Source organism: Vibrio sp. 10N.222.52.B12 (assembly GCF_002875385.1).
In the GTDB taxonomy this organism is placed as follows: Bacteria; Pseudomonadota; Gammaproteobacteria; order Enterobacterales; family Vibrionaceae; genus Vibrio; species Vibrio jasicida.
In genome coordinates, this window is record NZ_MDAW01000095.1 from 226,482 (window position 1) to 240,378 (window position 13,897).

The window sequence follows — 13,897 nt, forward strand, 5'->3', positions numbered from 1 at the left end:
GGAGTTACCAATGTCTGCAGGATTAGTACAAGCGGCATACATTATTGCTGCGCTATTTTTCATCTTAAGTCTCGCGGGACTTTCTAAACAAGAATCAGCACGAAATGGTAACTACTACGGTATTGCTGGTATGGCAATTGCGCTTATTGCGACAATTTTCAGCCCAAATGCCGAAGGCTTTGCATGGGTCATCATCGCGATGGTGATCGGTGGTGGTATTGGTATCCACTACGCGAAGAAAGTAGAAATGACAGAAATGCCAGAATTGGTTGCGATTCTACATAGCTTCGTGGGTATGGCCGCGGTACTTGTTGGTTACAACAGCTACCTAGAGCCACCAGCACCAGTATCAACAGATCTTGCTGGTATTCACGCAGAGCACGTTATCCACCTTGTAGAAGTATTCCTTGGTGTGTTCATCGGTGCGGTAACCTTTACTGGTTCTATCGTAGCGTTTGGTAAGCTTCGTGGGATCATTTCTTCTTCACCACTTAACCTACCTCACAAACACAAGATGAACCTCGCTGCGATCGTTGTTTCAACACTGCTTATGATTTACTTCGTAAAAGCAGACGGCAGCATGTTCGCACTGATCTTGATGACACTGATTGCTTTTGCATTCGGTTACCACTTAGTGGCATCAATCGGTGGTGCAGATATGCCGGTTGTTGTTTCAATGCTGAACTCATACTCCGGTTGGGCGGCTGCGGCAGCAGGCTTCATGCTAGCAAACGATCTATTGATCGTGACTGGTGCGCTGGTTGGTTCTTCAGGTGCCATCCTTTCTTACATCATGTGTAAAGCAATGAACCGCTCGTTTGTAAGCGTAATTGCAGGCGGCTTCGGTCAAGAAGTAGTGATTTCAAGTGATGAAGAACAAGGGGAACATCGCGAAACATCAGCTGAAGAAGTTGCTGAAATGCTGAAAAACTCGAAGTCCGTAATCATTACCCCAGGATACGGGATGGCAGTGGCACAAGCTCAATACCCAGTACATGAGATCACAGACAAGCTACGAGCTCAAGGCATTGAAGTTCGCTTTGGTATTCACCCAGTAGCTGGCCGTCTACCTGGTCACATGAACGTTCTATTGGCTGAAGCGAAAGTACCGTATGACATCGTACTAGAAATGGACGAAATCAACGACGACTTCCCGGCAACAGATACGGTTCTGGTCATCGGCGCAAACGACACAGTAAACCCAGCTGCACTGGAAGATCCAAACAGCCCGATTGCTGGTATGCCAGTATTAGAAGTTTGGAATGCGCAAAATGTCATCGTATTCAAGCGTTCAATGAATACAGGTTACGCAGGCGTTCAAAACCCACTGTTCTTTAAAGAAAATACATCGATGTTGTTCGGTGATGCGAAAGAGAGCGTAGAAGCAATCTCCAAAGCACTGTAAGCGTAGGGGACATCAGCATCTGCTTCGAATGGAAGTATTTGCTTTAAAACTCATCAAGGCCAGCATTCGCTGGCCTTTTTTTGTGGGCTTTCAATGTTATAGTACTGCAAATCCTTAAGCTGCCTAATGTCATTTGTTTTTAGATTGATGTATAGTTCTGGCTAATGTAACAAGTACCGGTAACAGTTTGATTAAACAGTTTTTGCTCCGTTCTGCCTTAATGCTGCCACTTTTCTCGGCAAGCGCATTTGCAGATTCATTACCAGAACGAATAGATACGTTTACAGAGCTATTTAATTATGAAGTGGCTCTTAAATCGTATGATATACGCATACTGCAATCGAACTACCCAACCAAATTGCTTTCACCGGACTCAATGTTGCCACAAACTGCCGATTATCCGCTAAAAGACATTCAACAGCTGTATCGCCTGGCGAACACATGTCGCGGAAAACTGCCGTTAAGTCCTTTAATTACGGAACCTTTGGTGTTTACTCGTGCCTTATGTAAAGGAACGCAACTCACACCACGTTGGTTTTCTCGTAGTGGGTTGATTCACCCAGGAGGCGGCACTTACGCAGCTCGTTACGCTGAGAAATATCCAGAACTGCGCCCTAAGCTTGCACAGTACATGCACATTAAAGAGCGCACTAACGACGATGGCGACGAACTGCTAGAAAGCTTACAAAGCATGGATGATGATGCAATAAACGCACTCATCGCTGGTGCAAGCATGTTCATTGAAGGGAAGGAGCTTTGGCTACGCCGCGGTGATCACTACTTCGTTTTCTCTAAAAATGTTTGGCAAGAAAACGTTGCAAATGCTGGTCTGTCTTACGGACTCGCATCAGAAAGCCGAAGTTGCTTTGTGAAACGCGGTAACATTTGTTGGGATGTAGAAGATCACTCGCAAGTGTTGCGGATCAGTATGATCATTCTCGTGATTGCCAACATCTTATTGGTGATCGGCTGGGCAGTGTACCGCTGGAACAGCAAACGAGAAGAAATGCGCAGCCGCATGTTGGTACTGCAAATTCTTACTCACGAACTAAGAACGCCGATTGCGTCTTTGTCTTTAACTGTTGAAGGTTTCCGTCGTGAGTTCGAACATCTTCCAGAAACTGTTTACGACGAATTTCGTCGATTATGCGAAGATACGCGCCGATTACGCCAGTTAGCAGAGGCAAGTAAAGATTATTTGCAATCTGATAACCAAATGCTTGCAACAGACTGGGTTCCTTCTGTTGCAGAATGGCTAGAATATAAGATTGAAGAAGAATTTGATAACGCTGTACTTTTCAAAATAAACGAAGATGTAGCTGCTAAAGTTAACGTGTATTGGCTCGGAACCTGTATCGATAACTTGCTACGAAACGCATTGAAGTACGGTGAAGCACCGGTCGAACTATGTGTAGAAACCAGTGCGGATAAAATCATTATCCAAGTCATAGATGCCGGCAGTTTAACTGCAAAAGATTGGGCAAACTTAAGAAAGCCGTTCGTAAGTAAGAGCGGACTAGGACTTGGATTAACAATAGTTGAATCAATGGTAGGCCGCATGGGCGGAAAAATGTCCCTAATGGGGCCACCTACAACCTTTATATTGGAGATACCTTGTGAAACAGACACTGCTTCTCGTTGAGGACGATAAAAACTTGGCTGACGGCCTGTTAGTAAGCCTGGAACAAGCAGGATATGAGTGTTTACATGTGGAGCGTATTTCAGACGTTGAGCCACAATGGAAAAAGGCTGACTTAGTCATTCTGGACCGCCAACTACCAGACGGCGACTCAGTACAATCTCTTCCTGAATGGAAAAAAATTAAAGATATCCCTGTAATCCTTCTTACTGCACTGGTTACTGTAAAAGATAAAGTTGCGGGTCTAGATTCTGGTGCGAACGATTACTTAACAAAACCATTTGCAGAAGCGGAACTGTTTGCGCGTATTCGTGCACAACTTCGCGCACCAGATTCTACGGAACAGGGTAATGCAGACAAAGTGATGACCAAAGATCTTGAGATCGACCGCGCAACTCGCGAAGTCGTATTCCAAGGCGAAATGATCACACTGACTCGTACCGAGTTCGATCTATTGCTGTTCTTGGCATCTAACTTAGGTCGCGTATTTACACGTGATGAATTGTTAGATCACGTATGGGGTTACAACCATTTCCCAACAACGCGTACTGTAGATACTCACGTACTTCAGTTGCGTCAAAAACTACCAGGCCTAGAGATCGAAACGCTACGTGGCGTTGGTTATAAGATGAAAGCGTAACGGCAAAGAATGAAAACACTACTTCCTGTAGTTCTCTCATTATTATTAGTGAAACCAGTCCAAGCTACGGACTGGTTTCAAACTAATACACCACTGACACAAGCTCACCAGCATCTGCTCGAAGATGACCTTGGTGGCATGTTCAATTCCCTTGTCGAACTATGGCAAAGCGAACCAAACAAAGAACTCACACCGCACCTCAATGATTTATTAGCACAATCACTTTCTAGAGACTGCGGCAAATCATTAACAGGTGTCACGCTTCCTGATTGGATAAGCGGCATTAACGTTATTCGACAAACCATCCAAAGCCCAGGCAGAGATACTTATCGACTCGTCGTTAAACTGCGTGCAACAACGGATATTGAAGACATTTCCTTCCGTCGTTGGGTCGACAGTACGATCTCTGCAGACAGCTCCTTCAATTTTGAAGAGCAACCAGAAGGCGTAGAACTGGCAAACGAACGCAGCTTTTTAAAACGCTACAACCTGACGGGCAAGTTGGATGCTGGCTTATATCACTTATCTGTTACGACAAAAGACAAACGTACTTACCGTACATGGGTGATTTTAGGTGATTCAAACTCGTCTCAATATGTTCGTTGGACGTCAAAAGAGAACTGGAAGGTAGAGAAGAGCGCGCTACGGAACCCACATTGTCCGCTACCACAGCTAGAAGTCGGCCTTTATGATTATGTCGAAGGTCAATATGACCAAGTATGGAAAAAGACATATGAATCTAATTACCCAAATTCTCTTGAATTAGATGGAATCCCTAATGACCGATATGTGTTAGCTGTGAGCATTAACAGTCGACGTTGGCAAGGTGACATTATTGTTGAGCAGGCTCAAACTATTAGCCGAACTTATGATGTTTCTCTCGAAGAATAGCTAAAGAAATTACACTTGTGCCGATATAAGTTCAGGACGAACGAAATAACAAGTGTAGTATGAAGACACAATTCAAAATTTTAACCACGACCATCACAGCAGCGTTATGCTCTAGCGCTGCTTTTGCTGGCACTTACGCAATCGAAGCTCGTAGTGACGCAATGGGTGGAGTAGGAACCGTATCAGCTTCTTACCTAACTGCACCATTCTTTAACCCGGCATTAACGGCAATCTACCGTCGTAATGATGATGCAGGTATGATCGTGCCAAGTTTTGGCGTTAACTATAACGATCAAGACGGTTTAATCGACGAAATCGAACGCATAGGTAAGCTGACCGATCCAACAGAAATCGTAAACTCCTTAGACGCGATTAACGGACAAAAGATGGATTTTGACCTTGGTGGTGTCGTCGCCGTTGGTATTCCGAATAAATTCTTATCTGCAACAGCTTACGGAAAACTATATACCGAGTCTTTCGTTGAACCGACTATCGACACGGCAAGTGGTGACCCGTTAAATGATAGCTACGTGAGCGGCGTCTCTATTGGTGTGGCAGAAGCAGGGATCTCCCTCGCTAAATACACCAACTTCATGAATCAGCATTTGTCGTTTGGTATTACACCAAAACTACAGCGCATCTACACTTACTCTTACGCAACAAGCTTTGCTGCGTTCGATACCAAAGATTTGCGTGAAAATGAAACTGCAGAAACCATGTTTAACCTTGATGCGGGTGCATTGTGGTTCTTTGGTCCTTACCGTTTAGGTATTTCAGCGAAAAACTTAATCGGTCGCGACGTGAAAACAAAATCTTTCACCTACAACGGCGATACCATTCAATCCTACGAATACAGCATGCGACCAGTCTACACCGTAGGTGCCGGATATGTCGCAGATTACTTCAGCTTCAGCGTTGACTACGATTTGAATGAAGAAAAGAAGTTCTCTACCTTTGATGACAACACGCAAATGGTTCGAGCTGGTTTTGAAATTGACGTACTTCGTCAGCTAGCACTGCGTGGGGGATACATGAAAAACCTTGCACGTTCAGACGACGAGGGAACGATCACGGCGGGTATTGGTTTGTCACCTTTGAACTTAATCGAACTTGATATTGCAGCGCAATATACCAATGAAAACGCAATGGGTGCTTCGATTAATTTCCTTGCGACCTACTAAGCGAGCCGTTATAGTCAGCTCCTCATATTGAGGAGCTTTTTTATGTTTGACGATTTACCACCTCTGTCTCATCAAGAACAGCAACAAGCTGTAGAACGTATTCAAGAATTAATGCAGAAGGGTACCAGTACCGCAGAAGCGATTAAGATCGTAGCCCAGCAAATTCGAGCAGAATACGCCGCGAAGAAACAAGACTAAGAAATTACAAAGAGCAGGGCACAGACCCTGCTTTTTTTACGCCCCTCACATATATCGCTAAATCAAACAGCTCCACGTCTTTTCACCACACGACCTTAAACAAATTCAACGTTACCACGTAACTAAGTAGCTCAAAAGTGGAGTAGAAATACCTGCCATAATAAGTTAGTAAAATTTTACCAACCACCATTAACTGTCGCTTTTGAAATGCAGGCAAAAACACTGCACAAGCACAGTAAACTAAACATAACTCTTTAAATACAACCACTTAACTCAGAATAATCATTCAAGCAATAAAGCACTCCTATCTCGACCTGTAATTTAATTACAGCGACGAATTCAATGGCCATATCCAATAGTGAAATATTCTGAAAAAACATAAAAGAGACGCCGTCACTTTGATTGGCAGAAAATTTAGACATATAAAGTGGTACTTATGGAAACAGTGAGTACTTGCGGACTAAAACCGAACCAAATCTGAAACCGTACTTAAAACAGAAAAAGAGAATGAGTAAACGGTGTTTTTCAACGTGAGATTTAGATGGAATGAGCGCAACTTTTTTCAAAAAATGATCACTGGCCTACATTGGAGATATAAACGCAATTTTACTTACGTATTACACTGTAACGTTATAGGATTGAAAGTGAGATGCTAAATGGGGTGAACTATTGATGAGTAAAGTTTGCAGTTAATTCTTAAGCCTTTTGCTGCATGGTAGATACTTCGTTCGTTAGTGTTGAGGGCCAGATAAAAGCGGCAGGAGAGACGAGTTATGTATAGTGTGTCTAAACAATATGTAAGTAGAATCTAATAAGCGCTTAAACCTTTCGATCTAGTTCAGACCTGCACTAATGATGATTTACACAACGTGCGCTGAACCGATACCTTAGGCACGTCTATTGACCTAGACGGCTTCGAAAATGTTACTATATACGTTTCCATGATCAGTGAGAAGCCAACTAAAAAGCCGAACCCTTGGCGATGGGGTTCGGCTTTTTTAACTCTATGGTATCGAGAACCGAGTAAAACTAGTTACTACGGGCGCAGACACAACCAGTAACCCAAAAAAGGAAAGTGACAGTGAAGTTTCCCGAAATCGATTATCAATTCTGGTACACGACCTGGTATGAGACCGTAGGAAAAAAGACAACTTATTCCAACGTTAACTCTAGAAAATACATGCATTTCAATGGTGACTTAAATGCCTGTATGGACGAAATTTTTTCCATGATCAGTAAAAAGCAATTCGACAAATCAACGATACTTAGAATCGTTGATCTCATTTATTGCTGGGGTGGTCCATCTGGAAGGTTGTTTTATGTACCAATGAAAGGGAAAGATGCCCCGCGACAAGTGCTAGAAGATGATGTAAGAGCATTTGAACAGTACATGCTTGGGGTCCAACTCGCAGTCGATGGCAATATCAAGTGCATAGGTGAGTTCTGTAAGCTCGACGGAATTGGCAAATCGTTCGCAACTAAGCATGCTTATTTTTGGAGCCACGACAGTGCGTTCCCTTTAATGATCGTAGATTCCAAGATTTCCGGTGCCCTTGGATTTACAACAACGCAGCAACTCGAAAAAGCATACTCCAATGAGCAGTTAGTGACCGCATTTAGAAAGAAGGCAATGGAAGAGTTCGGAGAGAATACTCCTTCAATGGTAGAAAGGGCGCTATTCGCGTTCCATAACAACTATTTCTTGAATGACAATTCGAACTGGAAAAACAAAACTTCGCATCGTGATAGTCATGTCGCCACAGGATTGGCAAAAACATTGTTTGAAACTGAAAACAGCTAAACCTTTTTGTTTTTAAGGCAAGTCACTCTGTGATAAATAGCTTATATTGGTAATTCACTATCCGTAGTAAATCGCCAAAACCATATAGAAGTATAGGGTGCTTGGGTACAACTAACCCAAGTTAAAGTCTTATCCAGTATGGGCTTTTCGTCTGAGTCGCTTGTGATGTTTGCGCTTATGGGGATGAATCTGAAATACCAGATTGTTACTCATCAAAGGACTGCAAAACGTTCGAGAAAGCGTGTTGGTTCTAAAAGCTTCGCGTAATGTTGGCGCATAAAGGATTAAACTCGACCCCACACTAATGACTATTTACACAGCGGGCAGGGAACCAATACATTTGGCCTGTCGATTGACCTCGACAGGCTTCCAATTCGTTTTCATCGACGTCTACCAAAATCAAGAAGCCTACAGAGAAGCCGAACCTTAGCGATGGGGTTCGGCTTTTTTGTGAGCATATGCTTCATCTTTATATGAAACTACGCAAAAAAAACTAATCAAAAACCACAAGTTCATAGTATCCTCACAAAACATATTGTTTTTTGCGAGCGTATTTGGAAGTAAGTATGAGTTACACCGCGATTGAAAAGTTTGAGATGCTAGTAGAACGAATGGGGTTTTCTGTTGCTAGAAAGCTACTGTCTGCTTCATTAGGCTTCAGTGCTCAAGGCATTGAACCATTTAAAGTAAAAATTACTGAAAACTTGGTAGTTGACCCGACAATCGAACAAAAGATTGATGCGATTTGGCGAGATGTTGTGTTTGGTGGAAATCGATTAGTTAAAATATTCAAAGCAGTATCCCAAACAAAGTTTGATGCTATCGATAACTTCTTTACTACGGCATCTTCAACATTAGCACCTCATGCATTTACATCTAGTTTCCCGTTCCCAGTTGATCAGGCAACCTTAGATACTTGTAATACAGACCTTGTTTTCTGTGATTACAGCACTCAAGCAATTTCAGCTACTCGTAATGTTAAGTGTGCGATTCTCTCTAACAAAGCTTATTTCACGAAAACGGAGCCTGTGCCACGCTCACAATTGAGTCCATCTGGACAAGCTCAAATTCCTCAGGGTGTCGAGGTATTCTGCCGTAGACGCGTTTCTACCCAATGTTTTCATGCTGTGATTTTAGATGAATCTACACGAAACATTTTTGTCGCTGTTGACGTAAGTGCTCTACCTAACATTGAAGCCGGTATAGAGTTTAATAAGCTACACTCGTATCTGCGCGATACCGTGCGCCAACAGCTCACTCAAGGCGAAAACTTATTCTTAGCAATTGATAAACTGTATGAAGAAGTTGACCGAGGGCGTATTCATTCAGTTTCGTTCGTTACTGACGATGGGAATACTGATACAATCAAGCTACCAAGCTTATCCTCTAATGGTTGTATTAAACACGACCAATATCACGTAGCTGGAGAGTACGCAACTTCAGTCTTATCAAAGTTCAAAGTTACTAAGTTGTGGGATCTTCAAGATTTGGCTGTTGGCGTTGAGTTAAACGGTCGTCGAGCAATGCTAAGCTCGAATGGCCCATTGGATAAGCTGTTGATTCACAATTGTACTAAGCTTACAGAAAACATCCTCGTATTAGATAAAGTGCTGGCACATATCTAGTTAGGTTTAAAAATGAACATATACAGCGTTAAAGCGAAGTTTAACGAGTACGAAAGCAACATCAATATCTGTCTAGAAGGCCGAACTGAGCTTGAAATTTGCAAGAAACTGTTTGGCTTTTTGACTGACCCTGAAACTATCACTTTGAATTATGCCACTTATGGCACTTTGATGCAGGCAACCGATTGCGGCACCGAACGTTTCCCTGTGCTGGTCAAGGCGACAGATTTCTTAACTACAAAAAAAGCTCACCTTCTGGATATGTACTTTGAGTTTTACGACGAATATATGGAAGATCCAGAAGAGATTGATGCAAGCGATGTTCACGTAGCGTTAACTCAAGGCTATTTCTACCACCCACTGAGTGGGGAGACTATTGCTAACTTTAGCAATTACATATATCCAGTATTCCGTCCATCAGCAGAATTAAAATTGTATAGACAAGCTGTAAGACAGGGGGTTGAATGAGTACGCAATTCAACCTAGCAGACATTCAGCATTTTCTAGAGAATGACCAAGAAACAAAAGACTTTTTCTTACGCAAAACAGCATCCGACTACGATAGTTTTGTTCGTGTTTTGAAGTTGGATTTACTACGCATAATCAAAGACATGCAGCATGATAGGCACCTCTATCAAGACAATACTTTCGGAGAAGATGCGCTAAGTTCAGTTATCATTAAGTGTTTACGATGCCTTAATTATGATGCCGAGCATGATACTCAGCATGGCGGTCATTGCGATATATTAGTAAAACACCCTCAACATGGTTTTGAATGGATTGGAGAAGCAAAGCTCTGGAAGGGGCAATCTTATGTAACTAGCGGGTTAGAGCAGTTGTTAGATAGGTATGCGACAGGCACATCCGGCGAAAGTTCGGGAGGCTTAATTGTATATGTCAAACAACCAAACGCTCTGGACAAGCTAAAAAAATGGCATCAAGAGTTATCAAGCCATGCTAGTACTGTGTCAATCGACGCACTACCTGAAAGAGTTAGGGAAATGCATTTTGACTCAGTACAAACAGCCACAGCTAGCGGGTTGGATTATGATTTGACATCATTTTTTGTCGTACTGAATCATGCAACGTCCACGGAACCGGAGTATGATGCTGACGGTCAACAGATTGCAGCCTAAAGCTTCTTTTTCGTAGGTAACCATTCGGCGGCTTTCATTCGACGGCCGCCTTTAAACGGTAAAACGTTTTCTTTAGCAGGATAGACCTTGGGTTGGTCTATATGTCCAAATTTTTCGACTAGCTGACGATGCTCGACGCCAGAACACGAAACTTTCCAATTCTTTAGGGCTGAACGCACGAACAGACGGCGTGATGATGGCGCGTTTCTCACAAACACGAAAACCAGACCAACGAATATCATTAGGAAAGTATCCAAGTGATTTGATGAGTAGACGTTTTTCTGCCATTGGATTAACAGTTATGGTGCGTTCAAGCCAACGGACAACAGTTGACTTAGTTTCGCGACAGCTTGTTGTTAATCAACATCGGTTAAAGCCTCAAAAGCAAACAATGTTGTTAATCTTAGGAGGACATTTTTAAGTGGCTAAAACCGGACATTACTAAATTGCTCTAACAACCTTAGTGCGTATTATATGTGTTATGTTAAATGCGGTATAGACGTACGCCAAATCTTCTCTACATTGGTCTCCTATCCCTCTCAGATTTCAAATTCAGACATCGTTTGTTAGGTTCATTAAACATAATGGTGATTTACCATAAAATAGCTAATATGGATCTATCAATCTACGATTGCTCGCTCTGCTATTAGCTCGTTTGTCTTTTAGCTTACTAATCGTTGCTTGTTCTTTGGTATGTTTCATACGCATTACAACTTTTGCGGACACAAACCACAGATACAAAAAGAGCGTCTGTTTGAGACGCTCTTTAAAATCTTTTGTTTAGTTTAAATTAACCGCCGGCCAACTTAACTGTCATGCCTTTCTTTTCAAGATGAGCTTTGATTTTATCACGAGCATCACCTTGAATTTCAATGGTTCCATCTTTTACTGAACCACCGCAGCCACACACTTTTTTCAGTTCTGCGGCTAACAACTTTAGCGGAGCGTCATCTAAATCCAAACCTGTGACGATACAAACGCCTTTTCCTTTGCGACCTTTAGTTTGTCGTTGAATACGAACAACACCGTCGCCTTTAGGACGTTCGACTTTTTCTTCTTCAGGTTTGATTCGACCAGTTTCTGTTGAATATACGAGAGACATACTCTTATTTCTTTTGTTGTTGTGCTTGCATCGCTTTTTGCTTTGCAACTAAATACGCTTCGATATGACGTTGAATTGCGGCTTTCGCACCTTTTATCAACTTGCCATTGAACATACAGTACCAAGCATTTGGCTCTCCTGTATCGTTCTTTATCGTGTAGCCATTAAATACTTCAGATTGAGGGTTGCCGGTGCTTTGCGTTCGTTGACCTAAAGAAGAAAACTCTTTGGGATCGATAATAGACGCGGTATCACACCACCAATCAATGCTCTTTTTTACCGCCGTTAAACTGCCTTGTAAAACGTGGTTTTTGATTTTAACCTTCCAAACGCTACCATCGGATCCGCCTGATTGCAGGTTAAAACCTCTATAATTTGAAATTGCCATACCACTGAGCCATCTATCTAATGCTTTGATACAATCATAATTATAACCGAACAATATTCAAACACTAATGCCTTACAAAAGTTCGGTTATTCTTATTTCTACCACAAAACGCATGATGGTAACGTTAGTTAGCTTGCAGTATTAATACAATCAGCTAAAAATTCGTGGAACTGATGACCATTATTTTGCAGCATTTTAGGGAACATCGAGATCGGCGTCATACCTGGGAAAGTATTTACCTCATTCAAATAGATTTCGTTGTCTTCTGTTAAGAAGAAATCGATACGCGATAAGTGACGAAGATTCATTTGCTTAAAGACTGTCTGTGAAGCTTCAAGAATCGCATCTACCTGCTCTTCTGTTAAGTTCTTTGCTTCAACTTCTGTCAGCGAATGACTCGCACTGCTGTACTTCTCATCGTAAGAATAGAAGGCACCATCAGGCGCGATTACCTCACCGGGTTTGGTAATGTACAGTTGGCCACCCATCTCATAAGCTGCGACTTCAAGCTCACGTGGTTTCACTGACTTTTCAATCAACACCTGCTCAGAAAAACCGAAGGCATCATTGACTGCTTGTCGCAATTCTGACTTTTCGGTGACGCTGTAACACCCAACAGAAGAACCTTGACGAGCGGCTTTGACAAACACTTTTCCCCATTTATCAAATGCTTGTTGCGCTTGCTCGTGGGCGTATTCATCATTACGAGTCAGAAATAAGTATGGAGTGTTTGGGATACCAATTGCATCGTACCAAAGCTTAGATGTGATCTTATTGAAGCTGTTGCTGCTCGCCTCAGGACCGCAACCAAGGTATGGAATGCCTGCGATTTCAAACATGGACTGAATATCGCCAGTTTCACCAGGGAAACCATGAATACAAGGAACGATAAAATCGACGGCTAAACTCGAGGTATCTGAACAAAGTTGTTTTGTGTTCAAGTCTAGGTAAACCAACTCATTTTGGTTTGTTACCCAACCTTCATTTTTGATTTCTACGCGCGTTACTTTAACGTTTTCAATCAAATTTAATTGCTGCTCGACGAAGTTTGCAGACAATAATGAGATCTCGTGTTCCGATGAACAACCACCGCATAGAAGAAGAATATTTTTAATCATGAATCAATCTTTCCGTGATTTTAAAAAGATACTATTCAGTATGATAAACTTTTGGTTAGCAACGTACAGTAATTTTACTGTGAAGAATGCTGTTCGAATAGGATTTAACCAAAGAAAGAAGGGAGCAATTTGCTCCCTTCTTTTTGTGTTATTAGTTGAGTTTATTAAGTGTTGGGTATGCCGAGTTTTTAATGGCATCGATACTCTTAACAAATGGCTTCAACTGTTGAAAATGCCCAGGAAGCGTCGATATTGCTTGTTGTGCTTCAGCGCTAGTTGCGTAATCGCCGTAAAGCACTGAGAACCACTTAGTGCCATTGACCACTTTGTAGTTTTCCCAAATAGGTTGGCTGTTTTGTGGAAGCTTGCTCGCGAATTGGTCTACTTTCGCTTGGCTGCCGACGGCAACAACTTGGATGGTGTAACCAAAACGTTGAATGCTCGCTTGCTTTTTACTTGGTGGAATGATCTTAACTGGCTTCGCTTGATCTTTAGGGGTTAATTTAACCACCTTCTTCTCTTCTGGCTTCGCAGTCATTTTGACAACGGTAGGCTCTACGTCTTTTTCTACCACTGCGTTTTCAGAAGACATAATTGGCTTAGAGACAGCCTGAGATTGGTAGTCTTCTTGGTAACTTTCTGATGTCACGTCAGTGATGTAAGTTTCCGAGGCACAAGCAGAAAGTAGTACTGACAAGCCGATGATTGCGATTTTTTTCATGAAGTAACAAACGCTCTGAACAAATATTACGATAAATCATGCCGATAGCAGG

General features: G+C 42.2%; 14 protein-coding genes and 1 pseudogene. 10 read left to right on the plus strand and 5 right to left on the minus strand.

The features are described 5' to 3' along the window. The first annotated feature begins 10 nt into the window (after positions 1 to 10). The 10 genes from pntB (at position 11) to BCT11_RS05235 (ending at position 10,516) form a co-directional block, all read left to right on the plus strand. A complete protein-coding gene (pntB, locus tag BCT11_RS05185) occupies positions 11 to 1,405 on the plus strand; it encodes a Re/Si-specific NAD(P)(+) transhydrogenase subunit beta (protein WP_042604214.1) in 1,395 nt (464 codons plus the stop codon). A gap of 220 nt (positions 1,406 to 1,625) precedes the next feature. Beyond that, positions 1,626 to 3,047, plus strand: a complete 1,422-nt coding sequence (gene vxrA, locus BCT11_RS05190) for a sensor histidine kinase VxrA (protein WP_304945046.1) — start codon at positions 1,626 to 1,628, stop codon at positions 3,045 to 3,047. Then, positions 3,022 to 3,684 carry a response regulator transcription factor VxrB gene (vxrB, locus tag BCT11_RS05195; protein WP_042604212.1) on the plus strand — a complete coding sequence of 221 codons (663 nt, stop codon included), beginning with the start codon at positions 3,022 to 3,024 and terminating at the stop codon, positions 3,682 to 3,684. Before vxrA ends, vxrB begins: the two co-directional genes overlap by 26 nt. Positions 3,685 to 3,693: 9 nt before the next feature. Next, a complete protein-coding gene (locus BCT11_RS05200) occupies positions 3,694 to 4,575 on the plus strand; it encodes a DUF2861 family protein (RefSeq protein WP_102387451.1) in 882 nt (293 codons plus the stop codon). A 59-nt stretch (positions 4,576 to 4,634) separates the two neighbouring features. Continuing rightward, positions 4,635 to 5,756 carry a conjugal transfer protein TraF gene (locus BCT11_RS05205; RefSeq protein WP_102387452.1) on the plus strand — a complete coding sequence of 374 codons (1,122 nt, stop codon included), beginning with the start codon at positions 4,635 to 4,637 and terminating at the stop codon, positions 5,754 to 5,756. A gap of 42 nt (positions 5,757 to 5,798) precedes the next feature. After that, positions 5,799 to 5,954, plus strand: coding sequence for a YoaH family protein (locus BCT11_RS05210; protein ID WP_080774323.1), 156 nt, complete (start codon positions 5,799 to 5,801; stop codon positions 5,952 to 5,954). 1,081 nt (positions 5,955 to 7,035) lie between these two features. Beyond that, on the plus strand, positions 7,036 to 7,755 hold the full coding sequence (locus BCT11_RS05215; RefSeq protein ID WP_102387453.1) for a hypothetical protein: 720 nt from the start codon (positions 7,036 to 7,038) through the stop codon (positions 7,753 to 7,755). A gap of 566 nt (positions 7,756 to 8,321) precedes the next feature. Then, complete coding sequence (locus tag BCT11_RS05225; protein WP_042604210.1) at positions 8,322 to 9,380, plus strand: hypothetical protein; 1,059 nt, start codon at positions 8,322 to 8,324, stop codon at positions 9,378 to 9,380. A 12-nt stretch (positions 9,381 to 9,392) separates the two neighbouring features. Further along, positions 9,393 to 9,848 (plus strand): hypothetical protein, encoded by a 456-nt coding sequence (locus BCT11_RS05230; protein WP_052485333.1) that lies wholly within the window; start codon positions 9,393 to 9,395, stop codon positions 9,846 to 9,848. After that, positions 9,845 to 10,516, plus strand: coding sequence for a hypothetical protein (locus tag BCT11_RS05235; RefSeq protein WP_042604209.1), 672 nt, complete (start codon positions 9,845 to 9,847; stop codon positions 10,514 to 10,516). Before BCT11_RS05230 ends, BCT11_RS05235 begins: the two co-directional genes overlap by 4 nt. Here the strand turns inward: BCT11_RS05235 and BCT11_RS05240 are convergent. The 5 genes and pseudogenes from BCT11_RS05240 to BCT11_RS05260 all read right to left on the minus strand — a co-directional run. Further along, a pseudogene (locus BCT11_RS05240) lies at positions 10,513 to 10,855 on the minus strand (phage protein); the annotation flags it as partial. The gene BCT11_RS05235 and the pseudogene BCT11_RS05240 overlap by 4 nt on opposite strands. 451 nt (positions 10,856 to 11,306) lie before the next feature. Next, complete coding sequence (gene yciH, locus BCT11_RS05245) at positions 11,307 to 11,618, minus strand: stress response translation initiation inhibitor YciH (protein ID WP_038870723.1); 312 nt, start codon at positions 11,616 to 11,618, stop codon at positions 11,307 to 11,309. 4 nt (positions 11,619 to 11,622) lie between these two features. Further along, positions 11,623 to 12,006, minus strand: a complete 384-nt coding sequence (locus tag BCT11_RS05250) for a DUF3319 domain-containing protein (RefSeq protein WP_038870724.1) — start codon at positions 12,004 to 12,006, stop codon at positions 11,623 to 11,625. Between the two features lie 128 nt (positions 12,007 to 12,134). After that, positions 12,135 to 13,124, minus strand: a complete 990-nt coding sequence (locus BCT11_RS05255; RefSeq protein ID WP_042604208.1) for a D-alanine--D-alanine ligase — start codon at positions 13,122 to 13,124, stop codon at positions 12,135 to 12,137. A gap of 151 nt (positions 13,125 to 13,275) precedes the next feature. After that, positions 13,276 to 13,845, minus strand: a complete 570-nt coding sequence (locus tag BCT11_RS05260) for an SPOR domain-containing protein (protein WP_038870728.1) — start codon at positions 13,843 to 13,845, stop codon at positions 13,276 to 13,278. Positions 13,846 to 13,897 lie beyond the last annotated feature (52 nt).